Annotated in this window: 12 protein-coding genes; 10 read left to right on the forward strand and 2 right to left on the reverse strand. The window is 72.1% G+C overall.

Annotated elements, in window-relative coordinates; translation table 11 throughout:
* Positions 1-43: 43 nt before the first annotated feature.
* The 4 genes from EAO75_RS14230 to EAO75_RS14245 all read left to right on the forward strand — a co-directional run bounded on the left by EAO75_RS14230 (position 44) and on the right by EAO75_RS14245 (position 5183).
* Positions 44-2155, forward strand: coding sequence for a glycoside hydrolase family 36 protein (locus EAO75_RS14230; RefSeq protein WP_147995421.1), 2112 nt, complete (start codon positions 44-46; stop codon positions 2153-2155).
* Positions 2156-2219: 64 nt separating this feature from the next.
* Positions 2220-3485 carry a glycosyltransferase family 4 protein gene (locus EAO75_RS14235; RefSeq protein ID WP_147995422.1) on the forward strand — a complete coding sequence of 422 codons (1266 nt, stop codon included), beginning with the start codon at positions 2220-2222 and terminating at the stop codon, positions 3483-3485.
* Complete coding sequence (locus tag EAO75_RS14240; RefSeq protein ID WP_147995423.1) at positions 3482-4318, forward strand: transferase; 837 nt, start codon at positions 3482-3484, stop codon at positions 4316-4318. Before EAO75_RS14235 ends, EAO75_RS14240 begins: the two co-directional genes overlap by 4 nt.
* Before the next feature lie 25 nt (positions 4319-4343).
* Entirely contained in the window at positions 4344-5183 is an 840-nt protein-coding gene (locus EAO75_RS14245; RefSeq protein WP_147995424.1) for an SDR family oxidoreductase, read from the forward strand.
* A gap of 20 nt (positions 5184-5203) precedes the next feature.
* On the opposite strand, the gene EAO75_RS14250 is transcribed toward EAO75_RS14245, so the two are convergent.
* Positions 5204-5830, reverse strand: a complete 627-nt coding sequence (locus EAO75_RS14250; protein WP_147995425.1) for a TetR/AcrR family transcriptional regulator — start codon at positions 5828-5830, stop codon at positions 5204-5206.
* 143 nt (positions 5831-5973) lie between these two features.
* On the reverse strand, positions 5974-6624 hold the full coding sequence (locus EAO75_RS14255) for a TetR/AcrR family transcriptional regulator (protein ID WP_147995426.1): 651 nt from the start codon (positions 6622-6624) through the stop codon (positions 5974-5976).
* 135 nt (positions 6625-6759) lie between these two features.
* On the opposite strand from EAO75_RS14255, the gene EAO75_RS14260 reads away from it, so the two are divergent.
* From EAO75_RS14260 to EAO75_RS14285, 6 genes are all read left to right on the forward strand, one after another.
* Entirely contained in the window at positions 6760-7887 is a 1128-nt protein-coding gene (locus EAO75_RS14260; protein WP_147995427.1) for a VOC family protein, read from the forward strand.
* Positions 7884-8843 carry a fumarylacetoacetate hydrolase family protein gene (locus EAO75_RS14265; RefSeq protein ID WP_147995428.1) on the forward strand — a complete coding sequence of 320 codons (960 nt, stop codon included), beginning with the start codon at positions 7884-7886 and terminating at the stop codon, positions 8841-8843. Before EAO75_RS14260 ends, EAO75_RS14265 begins: the two co-directional genes overlap by 4 nt.
* Positions 8840-10741, forward strand: coding sequence for an acyl-CoA synthetase (locus EAO75_RS14270; protein WP_261989283.1), 1902 nt, complete (start codon positions 8840-8842; stop codon positions 10739-10741). Before EAO75_RS14265 ends, EAO75_RS14270 begins: the two co-directional genes overlap by 4 nt.
* A 348-nt stretch (positions 10742-11089) precedes the next feature.
* Positions 11090-12415, forward strand: coding sequence for an MFS transporter (locus EAO75_RS14275; protein ID WP_261989284.1), 1326 nt, complete (start codon positions 11090-11092; stop codon positions 12413-12415).
* Positions 12415-15657: a type I polyketide synthase gene (locus EAO75_RS14280; RefSeq protein WP_147995429.1), complete on the forward strand. Its 3243-nt coding sequence runs from the start codon at positions 12415-12417 to the stop codon at positions 15655-15657. The genes EAO75_RS14275 and EAO75_RS14280 overlap by 1 nt, the downstream gene beginning before the upstream one ends.
* Positions 15654-22961 carry a MupA/Atu3671 family FMN-dependent luciferase-like monooxygenase gene (locus EAO75_RS14285; protein ID WP_261989285.1) on the forward strand — a complete coding sequence of 2436 codons (7308 nt, stop codon included), beginning with the start codon at positions 15654-15656 and terminating at the stop codon, positions 22959-22961. Before EAO75_RS14280 ends, EAO75_RS14285 begins: the two co-directional genes overlap by 4 nt.
* Positions 22962-23013 lie beyond the last annotated feature (52 nt).

Below are 23013 nucleotides of genomic sequence, written 5' to 3' on the forward strand. Positions count from 1 at the left end.
AGGATTGTGACCGGTCACATGGGGGTCGTCAAGAGGGGGCACCTTGTCAGGTACGGGTATCAGTGCGTGTGACAGGTTCAGTTGGGGCCATTCGGCATTGCGGGCCGAGTTCGCCGTCGCCGCTGACGGAACTCCGCGACTCGTGGGTCTCGACCGTCCGGGCGGACCGCGTCCCGTCGAGCCCGAATCCGCCCTCCCCCTCGTCGAGTTGACCGCACTCGGGCACGGCAGCGGCTGGTCCGGCCCGCGCTTCACCGGTACGGCCCTCGGTACGCGGCTGAAGTACCGGGACCACCGCACCGGCAGGCGCGGCGACTGGAGGTGGCTGCATGTCGAACTCCACGACCCGGCCACGGGGTTGACCGCGTTCGTCGAGCTGACGTCCCCCGACGGACTCCCGGTGCTCCGCTCCCGCGTCCGCCTGCGGGGCGACGGCGCCGAGCCCCTCGTCGTCCAGTCCGTCAGCAGCCTGCTGCTCGGCCAACTGCCCGCACCGGCCGCCCTCGATGTGCTGCGGGCCCGCAACGACTGGCTCGCGGAGTGCCGTTGGTACACCGAGCCACTGCGCGACACCGTCGTCGACATCGACTGCGACGTCCATCAGCACGACAGCCGCGCCGCCCTCGTCCTTGCCGGACGCGGCAGCTGGCCCACCGACGGTCATCTGCCCATGGGGGCGCTGACCGAGCGGGGGAGCGGGCGGACCTGGCTGTGGCAGGTCGAGTCCCCGGCCGGCTGGCGCTGGGACCTGGGCGAGAGCGCGCGCGGCACGTACCTCGCGCTGAACGGGCCCACCGACGCGGAGCACCAGTGGCGGGTCCGGCTCGACGCGGGCGAGGAGTTCACCACGGTGCCGGGTGTACTGGCGCTCGGCTCTGGGCTCGACGAGGCCATGGGCGCGCTCACCTCGTACCGCCGGGCCGTGCGCCGCCCGCACCCCGACCACACCGCGCTCCCCGTCGTCTTCAACGACTACATGAACACGCTCATGGGCGACCCCACCACCGAGAAGCTGCTGCCCCTGATCGACGCGGCGGCGCAGGCGGGCGCGGAGTACTTCTGCATCGACGCCGGCTGGTACGACGACACTGCGGACGGCGGCTGGTGGGACGGCGTCGGCGAGTGGCTGCCCTCGAAGCGCCGCTTCCCCGACGGCGGGATCCGAGCGGTCCTGGACCGGATCCGCGAGCGCGGCATGGTGCCCGGGCTGTGGCTGGAGCCCGAGGTCGTCGGCGTGCGCAGCCCGATCGGCGCCGCCCTGCCGCCGGACGCCTTCTTCCAGCGCGACGGGATACGCCTCACCGAACAGGGCCGCCACCAGCTCGACCTGCGCCATCCCGCCGCCCGTGCGCACCTCGACGGCGTGATCGACCGGATCGTCGGCGAGTGGGGCGTGGGCTATCTCAAGCTGGACCACAACATCGTGATCGACCCCGGAACCGCCGCCCCCCGGGACCTCGCGCCCGGCGCCGGACTGCTCGGTCACGCCCGCGCCTACCTGGGCTGGCTCTCCGAACTGCTGGACCGGTATCCGCAGCTGGTGATCGAGAACTGTGCCTCGGGCGGCATGCGCATGGACGGAGCCACGCTGGCCGTCACTCAACTCCAGTCCACCAGCGACCAGCAGAACCCGCTGCGCTACCCGCCGATCGCCGCCGCCGCACCGAGCGCCGTACCGCCCGAACAGGGGGCCGTCTGGGCCTACCCGCAGCCCGGCTTCGACGACGACCTGATCGCCTTCACCCTGGGCGGAGCCCTGCTGGGCCGGATCCACCTCTCGGGACACCTGGACCGTATGACGCCACGTCAACTCGGCCTCGTGCGCGACGCGCTGACGACGTACCGGACGATCCGCCGGGACCTGGCCCGTGCCGTGCCGTTCTGGCCGCTGGGACTGCCCGGGTGGACGGACGAGTGGCTGGCGCTCGGCATGCGGTCGCCGGACGACCGGACGACGTACGTATCGGTCTGGCGCCGCGGCGGCACGCCCGAACTGCGGCTGCCCATCGACCACTTGGCGCACCTGGACGTCCGCGCGGAGATCCTCCACCCGGCCTCCGCGTCGGCCGGTTCGGCGCTCTGGGACGGCGACGCACTGCGGGTGACGCTGCCCCGCACGCCCGGTGTGCTGCTGGTCCGTCTGTCGAGTGCATGACCCGCAAGGCAACGGAGGGGTAACAGGAGGCAACTCAAAGAGGTCCAGTGGGGTCTAGTCCGCCATGAAGATCTCTTTCCTGCTGCACAACGCCTACGGGATCGGAGGCACGATCACCACCACGTTCAACCTGGCCCAGGCATTCGCCGAGCGGCACGAGGTGGAGATCGTCTCCGCCCTTCGGCACCGGGAACACCCGAACTTCGCCCTGGACCCGAGAGTCTCCCTGAGGCCACTGGTGGACCTGCGGCACGAGAAGGAACATCCCCTGCATCTCAGACCGGCGCGGGTGTTCCCCGCCGCCGAGTACCGCTACGGGCAGTACAGCGAACTGACCGACCGGCGGATCGGCGAGTGCCTGGCGGCCACCGACGCCGACGTCGTCATCGGCACCCGGCCGGGCCTCAACGTGCACCTCGCGCGTCAGGCCCCGCAGCGCGTCGTCCGCATCGGACAGGAACATCTCACCCTCGACAACCACTCGCCCCAGCTGCGCACCGCACTGCGCCGGGCCTATCGCCGGCTCGACGCGCTCACCACCGTCACGGAGGCGGACGCCGCCGTCTACCGGCGCAAGATGCGACTGCCCGGGGTCCGGGTGGCGGCCCTCCCGAACAGCGTTCCCGATCCGATGCTGCCCGCGGCGGACGGCACCGCGAAGGTGGTGGTCGCGGCCGGCCGGCTGGTCCCGGTGAAGCGCTACGACCTCCTCATCGAGGCCTTCGCCCCGGTCGCCGCCGCCCACCCGGACTGGCAACTGCGCATCTACGGCAAGGGCGAGGAACAGGCGCGGCTACGGCAGCTCATCCACGACCTCGGCCTGAGCGACCACGCCTTCCTGATGGGTGCGGCCGCCCCGATGGAGGCGGAGTGGGTCAAGGGCTCGATCGGCGCGACCGCGGCCAACTTCGAGCCGTTCGGCATGACCATCGTGGAGGCGATGCGCTGCGGACTGCCGGTCGTCAGCACCGACTGCCCGTACGGGCCCGGTGAGATCATCGACGACGGTACCGACGGCCGGCTCGTCCCCGTCGGCGACCGCGAGGCGATGAGCGCCGCCCTGCTGGAACTCGTCCGCGACGACGAACGGCGCCGGCGGATGGGACGCACGGCCCTGGAGAACGCGCGACGCTTCGCCCCCGTCCCTGTCGTGGAACAGGCCGAGCGCCTGATCGACGAGGTGCTGGCCGCGCGCAGGACCGGGCGACCGGCCGCCGCGGAACGCGGACGCATACAACGCGCCCTGGTCAGCCAGGGCTTCGCCGCCCGCGACGCCGCGCACACCGTGGCCTCCGGCGCGCTGCGCACGGTACGGAGGGGACCCCGATGACCACCGATCCCGCCGCCGCGAGCGCGGCCGACCTGCGCACCGACTGCACGGCCGACGCGGACGGCCGCATCACCTTCGCCCTCCGGGCGCCGTCGGCAACGGGGCGTCTGCTCCTTCGACTTCGCCCCAAGAAGGGGCAGCCCGAGAAGATCCTCCACTTGCTCGATCCGGAACCGGGTGAGGACGGCCGGTTGCGAGCCGTCCTTGAGCAGCAGCCCCTTCTCGCCGAGGGCCGGTGGGACGTCTACCTCCTCCCCGAGCCGGACGCACCACGCCGGCGCCTGCGCCCCGGCCTGCGCGACCTTCGGGCCCTCCTCGGCGGCCACCTGCGTGACTGGCAGTCGTCGGTCGCCGTGCGGGTCCCGTATGTCACGAAGGACGGTTACCTCGCGGTGCGGGCATGGCTGCGCACGGCCCATGCGGAGGTCGAGGGCATCGATGTCACGGACCGGTCGATGACGGTCAGAGCGCGGCTCCACGGCGCCACGCTCGCCCAGGGAGCCGCGGTCCGGCTGCGCCTGCGGGGCGGTGGCGGCACCGAACGGACCGTCGTGCCGCGGGCCGAGGACGACGGGCGGGGCTTCTCCTTCACCGTGGACTACGGCGAACTGGTCGGCGACGACGACACCGGGGACCGTGTGTGGGACCTGTTCGTCCGGGCCGTATCCGCATCGACCGGGGAGGAGACGTCCATCCGGATCGGCCGTCTCTTCGACGACGTCGCGGACCGCAAGGAGATCTTCGTCCTTCCGGCGGCCGTGATCGGCGGCGCGGTCGTGCGCCCCTATTACACGGTCGACAACGACCTCTCCGTACTTGCGGACAGAACCTGACCGCAAGCCTTCCTACGGTGGTTCCATGACGCAGACGCAGAAGATTCTTGTCACAGGGGCCACCGGAACCGTCGGCCGCCAGGTCGTCGCCGAACTGCTCGCCCGCGGTCACGCGGTCCGCGCACTCACCCGGGACGCGGCCAAGGCCGACCTCCCGGCCGGGGTCGAGGTGGTCCAGGGCGACCTGACCGACCCGGACAGCCTGATCCCGGCCCTGGAGGGCGTCACCGGCGTCCACCTGATCACCTTCGGCGGGGCCTACTTCGCCCCGCTGGAGACAGGCCCGCGCATCCTGGAGGTGGCCCGGGCGGCCGGTGTGCGCCGGGTCACCGTGCTGCACGGTGGTGAGGCGACACCGCTGGAGGAGGCGGTGCGGGCGGACGGCGGTGTCGACTGGACGGTGCTCATGCCGGTCGAGTTCATGGGCAACGCCCTGGAGTGGGCGGACGGCATCGTGGCCTCGGGCGAGGTGCGCGAGCCGTTCGTCTCCCGGCTGAGTGCCATGGTCCACGAGGGCGACATCGGTGCCGTCGCCGCGGTCGCGCTCACCGAGGAGGGGCACGGGGGCCAGGAGTACGTGATCACCGGACCCGAACTGCTCACCGTGGGCGACAAGGTGGCGCACCTCGCCGCCGCCCGCGGCCGGGAGATCGCCCTGGTCGAGCTGACCGAGGAGCAGGCCGTCGCGCAGTGGCGGGCGGCCGGTCACTCGCAGGACGTGATCGGCTTCCTGCTGGAGGCGTACGGCAATACGCCGGAGGTCGGCCGTACGGTCCTCGACACCGTCGTGAAGGTCACCGGGCAGCCGGCCCGCACCTTCGGCCAGTGGGCCACGGAGCACGCGGACGTGTTCAGGGCGGGCTAGCCCTGTCGCCGTGGATACCTCTACCGCTCCTGCGCCAACCGTGTCGCCGCGTCGTGGACGACCCGTGCGTGCAGCTCGAACAGCGCCACCAGGTCGACGGCATCGCCCTTGACCTCGCGCTGCACGAACAGGCCGTCGGCGCCGGCGATGGCGTAGGTCGTGAGGGTGTCCACGGCGGCCTCGTCCAGGTCCGGGAACAGGACGGCGGCCACCTCGGCGATCTTCCGGTGGGTGATGTCGCGGACCTGGAGGAACACCGTGCGGCCCCGGGGTTCGGTGGGCCGCCGCTCCAGGGCGAGCATGAGGCCCAGGCGCAGGAAGTCGGGGGCGTCGACGAGCGACTTCGCCACGTTCGCGGCCATGACGGTGACCCGCTCCAGGGGCGTACCGGTCTCCTCGCCGGGCAGCTCGACGGCCGTGAGCCACGCCTCGAAGCTGCGCTCGATGACCGCGGCGATCAGGTCGTCCTTGTCCTTGAAGTGCCAGTAGATGGAGCTGGCGGGCAGCCCGCACTTGGCGCTGACGGCCGCGATCGAGGTGCCGTCGTAGCCGCGCTCACCGGCGATCTCCACGGCGGCGTCGAGGATGCGCTGACGTGACTCCACCCCGTTCGCGCGCTTCTTGCGCGTGGTCTGCGCACTGGTCATGGGGTGCCTCCCCGGCCGGCAGGGTCGTCGACCCCTGGTCGTCGTACCGGGCCGTCGATCTCTGGTGAACGATCACAGTCTGAAGCGTCCACTCTAATTGGAGCACCCCCTACAGCAGGGGCGGTGTCCCGCCGTGACGGCGCTCAGCCGACGAGGGTGTCGACCAGGTCGAGGTCCGGCAGGTCGAGCGAGCAGATCCGCGCGGCCTCGTCGGCCGGGAGACCGAACTGCCGCAGCAGACTGCGGGCGACCAGGTCAGCGGACTGTGCGTCGTCACGGTCGGGCTGGGCGTGCAACAGTGAGCCCAGCGCCAGCACGGCCGCCGCCGTCATCACGAGGGCGAGGTCCAGGTCCTCCACCTCGAACCGCCCCGCGTCCACCGCCGTGCGGATGTCCTGGAACGCCCGGGGCGCCAGGCCGCTCTCGGAGCGGGTCAGTTCCAGTCCCTGGCCGAGCAGGACGCGGCTCAGCTCGGGGTGGCGGCGGTGCAGCCGGCCGGTCATGCGGAAGCTCTGCGCGAAGGCGACCGCCGGGTCGTCGATGTCCGCGGTGAGGCGGTCCATCAGCGAGCCCCACCACTCCAGCGCTTCCTCCACCGCGACGCGGAAGAGCTCTTCCTTGCTGTCGAAGTGGTTGTAGAACGAGCCGACGCCGATGTCGGCGAGCTCGGTGATCTCCAGGATGGGTACGTCCGTCCGCCCCTCGGCCAGCAGTCGCTGGGCCGCGTCCACCAGGGCGGTGCGCGTGCGCGCCCTTCGCCGGTCGACTCGCCCGGGTGCGGTCCGCTCGCCCATCACGCAATCCTCCATCCCGCCCGTACGGGCTCCACCCCGCACTTTAGCTGCCTCGACCTGTTTCCTGAAGATTTCTTCAGTTCTCTTGACTGACGTCGGATTCGGAAGTGAATATTTCTTCAGGAGGTGGTGACCGTGGGTGGCACGCACAACGACCTGCACTCCGAGCAGGGCTCACTCCCCGGAGAGCATCCGGGCCGGGCGACGAACCCGGTGATCAAGGTCCACGACATCGCGTGGCTGGAGTTCGTCAAGCCCGATCTGGACCGGGCCGAGGCCTTCGCCCAGGCCTTCGGCTTCGTCACGTCGTACCGCGACGGCAGCGAACTGCACCTGCGGGGAACGCGGGCCGGCGCGCCGTGCGCGATCCTCCGCAAGGGGCGGAAGTCGCGGTTCCTGGGCCCCGCCTTCCGTGCCGGGGACACCCGCGACCTGCTCCGGCTGGCCGAGGCCGCCGGCACGCGGGTGCATCCGCTGCCGGGGCACCTGGGCGGGTCGGTGGTGGAGCTGCTCGACCCGAGCGGACTTCGGGTGCGCGTCGTCGCCGACACCGACGAGCTGCCCGCGCTGGCCGCACAGGGCTCGCAGACGTTCAACTTCGGCGGCGGTCTGGACCGGGCCAACGCCACCCAACGGCCGCCACGGGAACCGGCCGGGGTGCGGCGCCTCGGGCATGTCGTCCTCCAGACGACCACCTACCTGCGCACGTTGAACTGGTATCTGGAGCAACTCGGCCTGATCGTCAGCGACTTCCTCTACTACGAGGGCCAGCGCGAGCGAGGCCCCACCATGAGCTTCATCCGCTGCGACCGAGGCCGGTCCCTGACCGACCACCACACCCTGGCCCTGACCCTCGGCCCCTCCAACCGGTATGTGCACTCGGCGTACGAGGTCACCGACCTCGACGCGCTGGCCGCCGGTGGCCAGCACCTGCTGGAGGAGGGCTACCGGCGGTCCTGGGGGATCGGCCGGCACATCCAGGGCAGCCAGATCTTCGACTACTGGCGCGACCCCGACGGCTTCCTGGTCGAGCACTTCGCCGACAGCGACATGTTCGACTCCACCCTGGAACCCGGCTGGGCGCCGATGACGGCCTCCGGCCTGGCGCAGTGGGGCCCGCCGGCCACCAAGGACTTCCTGGGCATCGCCCCCGGACGCGAGTCGCTGGCCGAGCTGCGCTCGATCATCACCGCCCTCCGGTCCGACGACAACGAGTTCGACCTCGAACGCCTGCGCGGCATGATGAAAGTGGCAACCTCATGACCCTCTCCGTCCTCCGCACCTCCGACGCATGGTGGGTCGCGCTCGACGAGCACCGTGCCGTGCCGGTCGAGACGTCGGCCACGACGACCGCCGAGCTCCTCGACGACGTCGTCACGGCCCACATGGCCCTGGCCGAGGCCCGCGCGGGCACCTCGTCGGCGCAGCCCCGCCGCATCGCCGAACTCCCGCTCGTCTCCCCGGTCACCGCGCCGTGCCGGGTGGTCGCGCAGATGACCAACTACGTCTCCCACGTGCGCGACTCGGGCATGAACCCGAAGACCGTCCCGCTGACGTTCTTCCGCAAGGCCTCGGGCTCCATCGGCGGCCCCTTCGACGAGATAGTGAAGCCGCCCCACGTCCGCTTCCTCGACTACGAGATCGAACTCGGCCTGGTCGTCGGGCGCCCGCTCGACGTCGGCACCGCGGTGACCGCCGCCAACTGGAGGGACCACATCGCCGGCCTGGTCGTCACCAACGACGTCTCGGCACGGGACGTACAGCTGCCGAAGACACAGTTCTACGAGGCCAAGTCCTACCCGACCTTCACCCCCGTCGGCCCCGCCCTGGTCCTGCTGGACGCCGACGAGCTGGACCGCCTTTCCGAACTCAGGCTCGTCCTCAAGGTCAACGGTGAGATCCGCCAGAACAGCGACCTCACCGACATGATCTACAGCCCGCTCCAGGCCCTCCAGGAACTCTCCCGCTTCCAGGCCCTCGCACCCGGCGACCTGATCCTCACCGGCACGCCCGGCGGTACGGCCCTCAAGGCGCCGCCCAAGCCGGTGGAGATCATCGGCGCGCTCCTGCCGCCGTCCCTGAAGTGGAAGGCGTTCTTCAACTCCCAGGCGAAGAACGAGAAGTACCTCCATGACGGCGATGTGCTGGAGCTGTCCATCCGCACCCCCGACGGCTCCATCGACCTCGGCACCCAGCAGAGCAAGGTGAGGTACGCGTGACCACCGAGACCCCCATGGCGTGGCCGCGCTACGACCACCCCGACGACCTGGCAGCCATCGAGGCCACCCCGCTCGCCGCACGCGGACTGCCCGGCACCTCGTACGACCTGTTGCGCCGGGCGGCCGCTCAGTGGCCCGAGCGGACCGCGCTCACCGTCCTGCCCGACGCCGTCTCGTGGCGCACGCCCAGGAACCGCGCCCACGCCGATCTCCTCGCCGACGTGCACCGCGCGGCCAACGCCCTGCACCGCCTCGGCGTCCGCCGCCACGACAGCGTCGCCCTGCTCTCCCCGAACTGCGACGGACTCATCACCGCACTCCTCGCCGCCCAGCTCGCCGGCATCGTCACCCCCGTCAACCCGGCGCTCGCCCGTGACCATGTCGCCGAGCTGGTCCGCCGCGCGGGCGCCCGTGTGATCGTCACCGCCTCCCCGGAACTGGACCCCGAGGCGTTCGCCACCGCCGCCGAACTGGCCCGACAGGGCCTGGTGGACCACGTGCTCGTGCTGAGCCCCACCAGCGGCGGGACCACGGCCTTGCCGTCGGTCCCGAACGCCACCGTGGCCCACCTCGCCGACGCGGCGGCCGACTGCCCGCACGACCGCTTCCTCGGCGAGCCGCCCACCAGCGGCGACCTCGCCGCGTTCTTCCACACGGGCGGCACGACCGGAGCCCCGAAACTCGCCGCCCACACGCACGCCAACGAGATCTCCGACGCGTGGATGATCGCGGCCAACTCCGTACTGGACGACGACTCGGTCGTGTTCGCCGCGCTGCCGCTGTTCCACGTCAACGCGCTCGTCGTGACACTGCTCGCACCGCTGCTGCGAGGCCAACGCGTCGTGTGGGCAGGGCCGTTGGGCTACCGTGACGTATCGCTGTACGCGGAGTTCTGGCGCATCGTCGAGCACTACCGGATCGCCGCGATGAGCGCCGTGCCCACGGTGTACGCCGTCCTGGCCGCGTGTCCGGTCGACGGGACGGACATCGGCTCGATGCGGTGCGCGATGGTCGGCGCCTCCGCGCTGCCCGACGGGGTGCGCACCACCTTCGAGACGGCGACCGGGATTCCGCTCCTGGAGGGGTACGGCCTGACCGAGGCGACCTGCGCCAGCGTCCGCGGCTTCCTGGATGTCCGCCGACCCGGCTCGGTGGGGCAGCGGCTGCCGTACCAGAACATCAGGATCGTCGACGCGGACACCGGCGCCGAGCGGCCGGCAGGGCAGGCCGGCGCCATCCTCATCAGCGGCCCGACCGTCTTCCCCGGCTACGTCCAGGGCCGTGCCGCGGACGGCCATCTGATCAGCGCTCAGGGCAAGGTGACCGACGGCTGGCTGGACACCGGCGACCTCGGCTACCTCGACGGCGACGGCTTCCTCCATCTCACCGGACGCGCGAAGGACCTCATCATCCGCGGCGGCCACAACATCGACCCCCGGACCATCGAGGACGCCCTGCTCTCGCACCCCGCGGTCACCGGGGCCCAGGCCGTCGGGCAGCCGGACGAGCGGGCGGGCGAGGTGCCGGTGGCGTACGTGACGCTCGCCGACGGCACGGTCGGCGAGGACGACCTGCGGTCCTGGGCCGCCGCGCACATCAGCGAGGCGGCCGCCGCACCGAAGGCCGTCCGCGTCCTCGACGCGCTCCCCGTCACCGCGGTCGGCAAGCCGTACAAGCTCGCGCTGCGCGCCGACGCCGCCCGCCGGGTACTGAGTGACGTCCTCGGCGACATCGACGACGTGCAGGGGATCACCGCCGACGCCGACTCCGGGTCGGTGACGGTGACCGTGACGCTGGGGGCCTCGACGCCGGCCGCCGCGAGGGGCGAAGTGGAGCGCCGGGTCGGCAACTTCGCCGTGGCCTGCCGCGTCGTCGCACAGCACCGCGGAGATGGCTGAGGGACTCCGACCGGAAGCGTCGGTGCCGGTGACCGGAACAGGTCCGTGGAGCGGGTCGAAAATCGCCAAATCCGGACCGGAAGTCGTCTAGACCTCCCTGGAGTCTTGAACCCGCCTGTCCGGGTCTGCTTGTGTGACTGATCAATGGCCACCGTCCGGTGGCGTACTGGGGGAATGGTTTCTGTGCTGGGCCGGCAAGAGGGGCATGAACACGCCGTGCGACAGCGGTGGGCGACGCCGTATCGGCGCCTGCCGTCCGCCTGGACTCCGACTCGCGACTGAGCGGGCGGGGCACGGTATTCCGGCCACACATCATTCACACCCTTCATGCAGACCAGGGGAAGGTGCATGAGGTACTTCCGTCTGCTCGTCCTGGGCAACGGCATCTCGGCGTACGGCAGTTACCTGAACATGGTGGCGCTGAACGTCTTCGTCTACGACGCCACCGGCAGCGCGCTGGCCGCCGGACTCTTCATGGCCGTCCGCCTGGCGACGAACGTCGTGTCGGGTTGGGTGAGCGGCCGGCTCGTGACGGCCCACGACCGCAAGCGGCTGATGGTCGGCGCCGACCTGTGCCAGGCCGTGGCGCTGCTGACGCTGCTGCTCGCCCCCGACGGCACGCGCGTCGGACTGCTCTACGCCCTCGCCGTGGTCACCGGCGGCTGCTCGACGCTGTCCCAGGTCGCCCTGCGCAGCAGCATCCCCGAGATCGTCGGGGCCGAGCACCGGGTGCGGGCCAACGGGCTGCTGGTGACGGGGCGTTCGCTCGCCATGATCGCCGGGTTCGCCTCGTCGGGCCTGGTCGTGGCGGAATTCGGGTACTCCGCCGCCTTCGCCCTGGACGCCGCGACCTTCCTGGTCTCCGCGACGGTGCTGTTCCTGCTGCCCGTGCGGACCAAGGCCGCCGCGGCCGGCTCCGCGCAGTCCTCGGACGCCGCTCGCTGGACCGCCCGCATGCTCCTCGGTACGGCGCCGGTGCTGATGGCGATGATCGCCATCCGGGCGGTGGACGGGCTCGGCTCCTCGTCCCACAACGTCGCTCTGCCCATCTACTCCAGCGCATTGGACCCGGACCATCCGGCCACGTTCATCAGCCAGTTCTGGGCCACCTGGGCGATCGGCAACATCGTCGCCCAGCAGGTCATCGGCCGGGTCACGAAGAAGAGCGGGCGGACACCGGGGGAGCGGGCCTTCGCGCTCGGCGCCTGCGTGATGTCGGCCGGGTTCATCGTGGTGTTCTGCGGCCTGCCGACCGTGCCCGCCGTCATCGCCGCGCTCGTCGCCGGGGCCGCCGACGGATTCACCGAGATCGTCTACGTGTCGAGGCTCCAGACCGCCCCCGACGAGCAGCGCGGCCGCCTCTTCGGGCTCTCCGCCTCGGCCGAGAACACCGGCTTCGGCCTCGGCATGCTCGTGAGCGGCGCGCTGCTGGAGACGTTCTCGCCGCTCCAGGTGGTGGCCGCGTTCCAGGGCCTCGCGATCGCGCTGTGCGTGGCGCTGCTGCTGGTGCTCGTCAGGCGGGGCGGCAAGCGCGATCCCGGCGACGAGGGGAAGACGGCCGCCCATGACACGGGCGACCGTGACGCTGCCACCCGTGACAACGGCGACCGTGACGCTGCTACCCGTGACACGGGCGGCCGTGACGCGTCGACGGTGACGGAGGGACGCGGCTGATGGCGACGGACGATCCCGACCCCCGGATGGCCGTCATCGGCATGGCCTTCCGGCTGCCCGGCGCCGACACGCCCGACGAACTCTGGCGCGTCGTCCACGACGGCACGGACCGCATCACCCGGTTCACGCAGGAGGAACTGGCCGCCGCCGGTGTCCCCGAAGAGGAGTACCGGGCGCCGGACTTCGTCGGCGCCTCCGGCGTGCTGGACGACATCGCCGGCTTCGACGCCCAGCACTTCGGGATGAGCGCCCGCGAGGCCCGGATCACCGACCCCCAGCACCGCATGTTCCTGGAGTGCGCCCAGCACGCCCTGGAGGACGCCGGGTACCCGGACGAACGCGACGGCACCCGCGTCGGCGTGTACGCCAGCACCGGCTACCACCTGTACACGCTCCAGAACTACCTCCTCAACAACGTGCTGCCCAACGAGCCCGTCACCGACTGGATGGCGGGCATCCAGATCACGGTCGGCAACTACGCCGACTTCACGGCCACCCGCGTCGCCTACCGGCTGGGCCTGACCGGGCCGGCCGTCAACGTCCAGACCGGCTGCTCCAGTTCGCTGGTCGGCGTGCAGTGCGCGGCCCAGTCCCTGCTCATGGGCGACTGCGACATCGCCCTCGTCGGTGCCACCGCCGTCCATGTGCCGCAGGTCCTCGGCTACCGGTACGTCAAGGGCTCGATCCTCTCCAAGTCGGGCCGCCTGAGGGCATTCGACGCGGGCGCCGACGGCACCGTCGGAGGGACCGGCGTCCTGGCCGTCGTACTGAAGCGGCTGGCCCGGGCCGTCACCGACGGCGACACGATCCACGGCGTCATCCGCGGCTGGGGCATCAGCAACGACGGCGCCGGCAAGACGGCGTTCACCGCCCCCAGTGCTCAGGGACAGCGCCTCGCCATCCGGCAGGCACTGCGGCGGGCCGGCGTCGGCGCGGACACCATCGGTTACCTGGAGACCCACGGCACCGGCACCCTCAAGGGGGACCCGATCGAGTTCGACGGGGCCGGCCGTGCCTACCGCGAGGACACCGACCGCACCGGCTACTGCGCCCTCGGCTCGACCAAGGCCAACATCGGCCATCTCGACGTGGCCTCGGGCCTGGCCGGGCTCGTCAAGACCCTGCTGGTGCTGAAGCACGGCGTCATCCCGCCGATGGCGAACTTCGACGAGCCCAACCCCGCCATCGACCTCGACCACAGCCCCTTCTACATCCCCCGCACCGCCCGGCCGTGGCCCAGCAGCGACGTGCCCCGCCGCGCGGGCCTCACCTCACTGGGCGTCGGCGGCACCAACGTCCACCTGATCCTGGAACAGGCCCCGCAGCCCACGCCCCGGACCGACGCCGCCGACCCCCCGGACGTACTCCTGGTCTCCGCGAGCTGCGAGGACGCCCTCGCGGACAACGCCCGCGCCCTGAGCGAGCGGTTACGGCGGCCGCCCGCACCGCAGCTGGCGGACCTCGTCACCACCGCCGCACTCGGCCGCGTCCACGGCCGCCACCGGCTCGCGGTCCGCGGCGCCACGCCGGCCGCCCTCGCCGACGCCCTGGACGGCTGGCTCGCAGGGGCCGCGGGAGCGGCGGTGCACACGGGGAGGGCGCCGCACGAAGGGCAGGCGCGCGTGGCCTTCCAGTTCACCGGGCAGGGCAGCCGGTACCCGGGGATGGCCCGTGCCCTCCACGAGCGCGTCCCCGTCGTACGCGAAGTGCTCGACGCCTGCGAGGACCACTACCGCGACCTCACCGGGGAGCCACTGCTCACCGACGGGGCAGCGGGGGACGAGACACTCCAGGACACCGACATCGCGCAACCCGCGCTGTTCGCCCTGCAGTGCGCCCTCGTCCGGCTGTGGCGCGCCACCGGCATCGCACCGCACTCCGTCACCGGACACAGCGTCGGCGAGTACGCCGCCCTGTACGCGGCCGGAGCCCTCTCCCTCGACGACGGTCTGCGCCTCACCGTCGAGCGCGGCAGGCTGATGCAGCAGCGCTGCGACCCCGGCGCGATGGTGGCCGCGCCGCTCGACCGGGAGGCCGCCCTCGCGCTGGCCGCCGAGGTGCCCGGACTGGAAGTGGCCGTGACCAACGGGGACCGCGCCCAGGTGCTCGCGGGGACGGTGGCGGCCGTGGACCGGGCGTGCGCCCTGCTGGAGCGGCGCGGCACACCGGGGCAGCGGCTGCCGGTGACCCGCGCCTTCCACACCGCCCTGATGGAACCGATGCTGGAGGAGTTCCGGAAGGTCCTCGCCGACGTGGCCCTGCGACCGGTGGACATCCCGTTCGTCAGCGCGCTGGACGGGGTGACCCACCCGCCCGGCTGGATCCCGGACGCCGACCATCTCATCCGGCACACCCGTGAGCCCGTCCGCTTCGACCTGGCGTTGCGCGGCATCGGGGCACAACAGCCCGACGTACTGCTGGAGATCGGACCGCACACCACCCTCAGCGGACTGGCCCGCAGGGCACTGCCCGCCGTGGCGTCTGTGCCGTCCCTGCGCCGCGGCGCAGGGCTCGGCGCCCTCTGGGGTGCGGCCGCGGGGCTGCACTGCGCGGGCGCGGACGTCGACTGGCGGGTGCTCCTGGCCGGCAGCGGGGGCCGACGCGTCCCCCTGCCCGGATACCGGTTCCAGCACAAGGACCACTGGACGGGGCCGAGCTTGACGACCCTGAGCACGGGAACAACAGCGAGACAGGGAGCCGAAGTGGTTCAGCAAGACGCAGCGGTCGCGCGCGTACTCCAGAGCATCGTCCGGACGACCGCGCGGCACCTCGGCGAGGAGCCGTCGGCGATCGTCGGTGACGCGTCCTTCTTCGACCTCGGCGCCGACTCGCTCCAGATGATCAGCGTGCTGCGGGAACTGGAGCAGGAACACCGGGTCAAGGTGACGATGCGGCAGCTGTTCGAGGAGACGGGCACGCCGCGGCGGCTCGCGGAGTTCATGGTCGCGCGGATGCCGGCGCCGGCCCATCAGGAGCGCCCTGAGCCACCGGCCGCAGCCGAACCGGAGCCCGTGTCCGTGCCGACGCTCGCCGCGCCCGCGCCCGTACTCCCTCCCGAGCCCACCCGCGCCGCTCCCGCGCCTGCTCCCGAGTACGCCACCCGCGAGGAACTGGAGGACCTCGCCCACAAGATCCAGCAGATGTCGCAGATCCAGCTCCAGATGATGTCCCAGCTCTCCCAACTGCTGGCTCTCCAGACCGCCTCCGTGTCCGACCGGCTCAACGGCACGGTGGCCAAGTGACCGGGCTGAACGGCATATCCGCCGCACTCGACCGCGATCTGGCGGCGATGACGGAACTCTCACAGCGCATCGCCCAGCAGATGGGCGCAGGCCCCGCCGCACCGGAGCAGACGTCCCCCGAGCCGCCGCGCGTGCACGGCCCCCGGATCACGGTCGCACGGAGCGCCGGCATGGTGCGGGACGCCTCCCCGCAGACCCAGCAGGAGCATCTCGCCGACCTGGTACGCCGCTACACGGCGAAGACCCCGACCTCCAAGGCGATCGCCCAGCGCCATCGCCGCGTCCTGGCCGACAGCCGCGCGGTCGTCGGATTCCGCAGCGGCACGAAGGAGATGCTGTACCCCATCGCGGGCCGCCGGGCGAGCGGGGCACGGCTGGAGGATGTCGACGGCAACGAGTACGTCGACATCACGATGGGCTTCGGCGTCCTCCTCTTCGGCCATGAGCCGCACTTCGTGACGGAGGCTGTCCGCGAGCACCTGTCCCGCGGCATCCAACTCGGCCCGCGGGGCGTCGAGACCGGCGAGGCCGCGGAACTCCTCGCCGAACTGACCGGCCTGGAGCGCGTCGCCTTCGCCAACTCCGGTACGGAGGCCAACTCGGCGGCCATCCGTCTGGCCCGCGCCGCCACCGGCCGCGACAAGATCGTCACCTTCCTGGGCGCGTACCACGGCCACGCCGACAACGTCCTCGGCCGCCCCTCCGGCAGCGGCACCGACCAGGTCACCGTGCCGGTCTCCCGCGGCATCCCGCAGTCCGCCGTCGCCGACCTGCTGGTCCTCGACTACGGCAGCGACAGCGCCCTGGAAGCCATCGAACGGAACGCCGGCGAGATCGCCGCCGTCGTCGTGGAGCCGGTGCAGAGCAGACACCCCGCGCTCCAGCCCGTCGAGTTCGTGCGCAGGCTGCGGGAGGTGACCCGCCGCCACGGCATCGTCCTGCTCTTCGACGAGATGCTGACCGGCTTCCGCCCCGCCCTGCGCGGCGCACAGGAGCTGTACGGCGTCACACCGGACCTCGCCACGTACGGCAAGCTGCTCGGCGGCGGCTTCCCCATCGGGGCCATCGCCGGCCGCGCCGACATCATGGACGGCGTCGACGGCGGCCACTGGTCCTACGGCGACGACAGCTACCCGCCCGCCGACACCACCTTCTTCGGCGGTACCTACATCCAGCACCCGGTCTCCATGGTCGCCGCGCGCGCCGTGCTCACCCACCTCAAGGAGCACAGCCCGAGTCTCCAGGAGCGGCTCAACGCGCGCACCGCCGAACTGGCCGCGACGCTCAACGGCTTCTTCGAGGCCGAGGAGTACCCGCTGCGCATGACCCACTTCGGCTCCCAGTTCCGCTTCGAGCACCGAGCCGACCTGGAACTCCTCTACCACCACCTGATGCTGCGCGGCGTGCACGTCTGGGAGTGGCGCAACTTCTTCCTGTCCACCGCCCACTCCGACGGCGACATCGAGTTCGTGGCGGACGCCGTACGCGATTCGCTGCGCGAGCTGCGGTCGGCGGGCTTCTTCCCGGGCGGTCCGCTCGTGGCGCCGAAGGCCACGCCGCCACCGGAACCGGCATCGCCCGCGCCCGCCCCGGTGGCCTCCATGGCCTGGAACGCCGCGGCCGTCACCGGATCCCGATCCCGTACGACACCCGTGAGAGAAGAGGCCTCCCGCACCGCCGACTTCAGCGTCTACTTCTTCGGCGACTACCCGCAGGACGCCTCAGAACCCGGGCACGGCCGGTACGAACTCCTCATGGACGTGGCCCGGTTCGCCGACCGGCACGACTTCCACGCGCTGTGGATGCCCGAGCGCCACTTCCACTCCTTCGGCGGCCTCTTCCCCAACCCGGCGGTGCTCGCCGCCGCGCTGTCCCGCGAGACCGAGCGGATCCGGCTCAACGCGGGCTCCGTCGTCCTGCCGCTCCACGACCCCATCAGGGTCGCCGAGGAGTGGTCGATGGTCGACAACCTCTCCGGCGGGCGCGTCGGTATCGGTGTCGCCGGCGGCTGGAGCGCCAACGACTTCGTCTTCTTCCCCGACCGCTTCGGCCGGCACAAGGAGCAGATGTACGAACAGCTCGAAGAGGTACGGAAGTTCTGGCGCGGAGACGCCCTGCGCCGCACCGGCGGGGACGGCGAGGTCGAGGTACGGCTCTTCCCACGGCCGGTGCAGGACACCCCGCCCCTGTACACGGCGGTGGTCGGCAACCCCGCCTCGTACGAACTCGCCGCCCGCCACGACCTGGGCGTCGTCACCAACCTGATGACGCAGAGCGTGGAGCAGCTGCGCGAGAACATCGCCCTCTACCGGCGCACTCGCGCCCGGCACGGCCTGGACCCGGACGCGGGTCGCGTGGCCGTGCTGCTGCACACCTACCTCGGAGTCGACCACGACATCGCGAGGACCGAGGCGTACGAACCGCTGTCCCGCTACATGCGCGCGTCCCTGTCCGTCTTCAGCGGCGTCACCAACAGCCTCGGTCACAGCATCGACCTGGCCGAACTGAGCGAGGACGACCTGGACGCGGTGTTCCGCCGCGCCTACGGCCGCTACTGCGACCAGCGGGCCCTGATCGGCACGGTGGACAGCGTCCGGCCGGTCGTGGACGCGGTGACCTCGGCAGGCGCCGACGAGATCGTGGCCCTCGTCGACTTCGGAGTCGCTCAGGACGCGCTGCGCGGGGGCCTGCCCCACCTGGACGCCCTGCGGCGCCACTACCGCCGACCGGACGCGGCCGACCCGCCACCGTCCGCCGTCGCCGAACCCGCTGTCGCCGAACCCGCCGTCGCCGAACCCGCTGCCGTCGCCGCCGAAGTCGCCCCCGCCGAAGCGCCCTTGTCACCCGGCCAGGAACGGATCTGGTTCCTGGAGCGCCTGCTCCCGGGCCGTACGGCCTACAACGAAGTCAAGGCGATCCGCCTCGACGGCCCGCTCGACGTGCCCGCCCTGCATGCGGCACTGCGCGGCCTCGTCGCCCGTCACGAGGGCCTGCGCACCGTCTTCCGGGAGATCGGGGGCGAGCCGCGCCAGGTCGTACGGCCGTCCGCCGACCCGGACTTCGAGGTCGTCGACGGGACCGGCAGCACCACGGTCCAGGACGTCCTCGCGGCCGAGAGCGCCCGCCGCTTCGACCTGGCCGACGGCCCGCTGTTCGTCACCAGGCTGGTCAGGCTCGCCGCAGCCGAGCACGTCCTCGTGCTGTCCCTGCACCACATCGTGGTCGACGCGGCCTCCGCCACCGTCCTCGCCCGCGACCTCTCGGCCCTCTACCGGGCCGAACGCGACGCGGCCACCCCCGACCTCCCCACGCCGAACTGGACCTACGCCGACCACGCCAGGGAACTGGCCGCCTCCGCGCACGGCCCCGAGGCCGACGAGGACCTGGCCTACTGGCGCAACACCCTCGGCGGAGAGCTGCCCGTCCTCGCCCTGCCCGCCGACCGGCCGCGCCCGGCGACGATGACGTCCAACGGCCGTGCCGTCTTCCACACCCTCGACCCCGAACTCTCCCGACGGCTGCGCGAGTTGAGCCGCACCCGCCGCAACACCCTGTTCATGACCCTGCTCGCCGGGTACGCGGCGATGCTGCACCGGGTCACCGGGCAGACGGACCTCGTCGTGGGCACCCCGATCTCGGACCGGCCCGAGCGGGCCGACCATGTGCTGGGGTTCTTCGTGAACACCCTGGCGCTGCGCCTCGACCTGTCCGGCGACCCCTCGTTCGGCACCCTGCTCGACCGTGTGCGGACGGTCGCGCTCGACGCGTACGACCACGCCCGCGTCCCCTTCGAAAGGGTGGTGCGCGAGCTCGCCCCGCCCAGGGCGGTCGACCGGACGCCGGTGTTCCAGGCCTTCGCCGAATTCCAGCGTGCCGAACCGTTCCGCTTCGAACTGCCCGGCATCGACGCCACACCCCTGGACGCCGGACCGGACAAGTCCCTGACGGATCTGACGGTCTACTTCACCGACCAGCCGCAAGGCGTTCGCTGCCATCTGGAGTACAACACCGACCTGTTCGACCCGGACACCGTCGACCGGTTCTTCGTCACCCTCCGCGACCTGCTCGCTGCCGCGGTCGAGACCCCCGAAGCGCCGCTGTCCCGGCTCGCCCGTGCAGCCGTCGACGGCGAGCCCGTGCCGCTCGCCTGGCAGCGCGGCCCGTCCCGACCGGTCCCGGACACGACCGTCCACGAACTCGTCGCCCGGCGGGCGGCCGAGACGCCGAGCGCCACGGCCGTGATCAGCGGCGACACGCGACTGACGTATCGTCAACTCGACGGCAGGGCGGAGCAGCTGGCGGGCGCCCTGCGGGAACGGCACCCCGACGGCGGCGCCGAGGTGGCCCTGTGGCTGCCACGCTCCGCCGACCTCGTCGTCGCCATGCTCGCCGTGCTCAAGGCGGGCTGCGCCTACGTGCCTCTCGACCCGTCCCTCGGGCGGGCGCGTGCCCAGCAGGTCATCGCCGAGTGCGGGGCCCGCGTCGTGGTGTCGACGCGTGAGCAGGCCGCCTCCCTCGAACTGCCGGCGGGCGTGACCGTCGTAGCGCCCGACGCGACCGCGCAGCACCCGCCGCGCGCCACGTCCGCCCATGACCGCCACGCGTCGTGCTGCGTCCTCTACACCTCGGGCAGCACCGGCACGCCCAAGGGGGTCGTCGTGGCCCACCGTGGCGTCGCCGACCTGTGCCTGTGGCAGCACCGGCGCTTCGCCTTCACCTCGGCCGACCGCAGCGCGGTGGTGTGCAGCCAGAGTTTCGACGCCTCGCTCCTGGAGATCTGGCCGGCGCTGACCGCCGGAGCATCGGTCACGATCGCCGACGAGGAGGTCCGCAGGGACCCGCTCGCCCTGGCCCGGTGGTACGCCGAGCAGGGCGTCACCTTCTCCATCCTGCCCACGGCCCTGGGCGAGCAGCTGCTGAAGCTGCCTGCGCGCGACCAGCCGCCGCTGCGTCATCTGCTGCTGGGCGGCGACGTACTGCGCACCCGGCCGCGCCCCGAGGCTCCGTACGAGACCGTCAACGTGTACGGGCCCACCGAGACCACCGTCCTGTGCACCGTGGAGACAGTTGCCCCGCACAGCCAGGACTCCGCCGCACCGATCGCGATCGGACGTCCCGTCGACAACGTCCGGCTGAGCGTGCTCGACGAGTCGGGCAGCCCGGCCCCCGTGGGCACGGTGGGGGAGTTGTACGTCGGCGGCCCCGGTGTGGCCCTCGGCTATCTGCACCGCCCCGAGCTGGGCGCGGAGCGGTTCCTGCCGGACCCGGGAGTCGGCGAGCACGCCCGCAGATACCGCACCGGCGATCTCGTCCGCTGGACCGGCGACGGGAAACTGGAGTTCTGCGGCCGGGCAGACGACCAGGTCAAGGTCCGGGGTTTCCGGGTCGAGCCGGAGGAGGTCTCCCGCGTACTCAACGCCCTCGACGGCGTGCGCGAGGCGGCGGTACTGGCCCGGCGCAACGACCGCGGCGAGGCATACCTCGCCGCCTACGCCGTCCCCGCCGACCCGATCGGCGCGTCGGCCGACGACCGGCAGGCCCACGCCGACCTCCTGACCGAGGAGTTGGCGGCCCGGCTGCCGGAGTACCTCGTGCCGCGCGCCTGGCGCATCCTGCCCGCCCTGCCCGTGTCGGGCACCGGCAAGCTCGACCGGACCGCGCTGCCGGCACCCGACCTCGTCTCCACGGCACCCGGCCGCAGGCCGAGCGGCGGCGGCGAGGCGGAGGCCGGTCACCGAACCGGCATCGAGCGACGGGTCCGGGAGCTGTGGGCGGACGAGMTCGGCATCGACGCCGACGGCATCGCGGGGGACGCCTCGTTCTTCGACCTGGGCGGGCACTCGATCACCGCGATGCGGCTGGTGAACCGGGTCCGTGAGGAGTTCGGCACCGAGTACCCGATGCTGACCTTCTATCAGGACCCCACGCCGAGGGCCATGACGGACCAGCTGGCGGGCGGTGCCGAGCCGAGTCGGCCGACCGAGGCCGATGACGGACCGGGCAGCGTGGAATGCCGCGCGCCCGCCACCGCACAGCAGTCCCGCTTCGCCACGGTCCACGCCGACCACCTCCTGCCGCAGGTCTTCAACGTCGCCCTGCGGATCACCCTCTCCGGTGACCTGGACGTGGCGGCGCTGCGGACCGCCCTGACCCGGCTGGTCGAACGGCACGAGGGCCTGCGGACGCGCCTGGCCCGCAGCGGCGACGGCTGGGAGCAGCAGGTACTGCGGCCCGGCGCGGTGCAGCTGCCGGTCGAGGACCTCACCGCGCGGCCCGAGGAGGAGCGGCACGCCGCCGTGGAAAGGGTCAGCGCCGAGGCTGCCGAGACGCCCCTCGATCCCACCGAGGGCACGCCGATGGCGCTGCGCCTCCTGCGGACCGGCGAGAGCACCTGGGTCCTGCTCCTCGTCCTGCACCACTCCGCGTGCGACGGCTGGTCCGTCAGCCTCCTGCTGAAGGAACTGGCCGCGCTCTACGGGTCCGCCGCGCAGGGCGAACCCGACACCCTCCCGCCCGTGGGGTGCCAGCCCGTGGCCTACGCCCGGTGGCAGCTGGAGCAGGCCGACGAGGCCGCCGACGAGCGGAAGCTGGAGTTCTGGCTGCGCGAACTCGACGGGGTCCCGTTCACCGTCGACCTGCCGCTGGACCGGCCCCGGCCCGAGAGCCCGAGCGGGCGCGGCGGGGCCCTGGTATTCGGCGTGCCGGCCGAAGTGAGGTCCGGCATCGAGCGGTTGGCGAGACAGCGGGCGACGACGCCCTTCGTGGTCACGGCCGCGGCCCTCGGGCGGATGCTCGCGCAGAAGTCCGGACAGCCCGACGTGGTGTTCAACGTCTCCTACGCCAACCGGGAGCGACGCGCGTTCGAGTCCCTGCTGGCCTGCACGATCACCGGCTTCGCGCTGCCGGTGCGGGGCAGCGCCACCGGTTCCTTCGCCGCTCTGACCGACCAGGTCGCCCGGACCGCGGTGGAGTGCATGGACCGGGCCATGCCGGTGCGCCGGATCGCCCCGGCGATGCGGGAGCGGGGCGGCGTCGACGTACCGGACCGGCTGGACGTCGGCTTCGCCTACCAGAGCTCGCTGGAGGCGGAGGTCGAACTGCCGGGGCTGACCACGGCCATCGAGGACCTGGCGCCCGCCGCTGCCCGGGCCGAGCTCACCTTCGGACTGGTCCCGGCCGGGGACGAACTGCGCGGCTTCGTGGAGTACTCGTCCGACCTGTGGGACCACGCCACGATCGAGGGCTGGACCCGCGACTACGTCGCCCTGCTGCGTGAGGAGGCCGACCGGGCGTCGCGGAGTTGAACCCCGCCCGCGACGCCGCCCTGAGGCGCGCCGATGCCGGCGCGTCGCGCGG

Source organism: Streptomyces sp. UW30, from assembly GCF_008042075.1.
Lineage (GTDB): Bacteria > Actinomycetota > Actinomycetes > Streptomycetales > Streptomycetaceae > Streptomyces.

Excerpts from the sequence above, each read along its gene's own strand:
- EAO75_RS14235 (WP_147995422.1), top strand. The coding sequence starts at position 2,220 with ATGAAGATCTCTTTCCTGCTGCACAACGCCTACGGGATCGGAGGCACG.
- EAO75_RS14240 (WP_147995423.1), top strand. The coding sequence starts at position 3,482 with ATGACCACCGATCCCGCCGCCGCGAGCGCGGCCGACCTGCGCACCGAC.
- EAO75_RS14245 (WP_147995424.1), top strand. The coding sequence starts at position 4,344 with ATGACGCAGACGCAGAAGATTCTTGTCACAGGGGCCACCGGAACCGTC.
- EAO75_RS14250 (WP_147995425.1), bottom strand. The coding sequence starts at position 5,830 with ATGACCAGTGCGCAGACCACGCGCAAGAAGCGCGCGAACGGGGTGGAG.
- EAO75_RS14255 (WP_147995426.1), bottom strand. The coding sequence starts at position 6,624 with ATGGGCGAGCGGACCGCACCCGGGCGAGTCGACCGGCGAAGGGCGCGC.
- EAO75_RS14265 (WP_147995428.1), top strand. The coding sequence starts at position 7,884 with ATGACCCTCTCCGTCCTCCGCACCTCCGACGCATGGTGGGTCGCGCTC.
- EAO75_RS14275 (WP_261989284.1), top strand. The coding sequence starts at position 11,090 with ATGAGGTACTTCCGTCTGCTCGTCCTGGGCAACGGCATCTCGGCGTAC.
- EAO75_RS14280 (WP_147995429.1), top strand. The coding sequence starts at position 12,415 with ATGGCGACGGACGATCCCGACCCCCGGATGGCCGTCATCGGCATGGCC.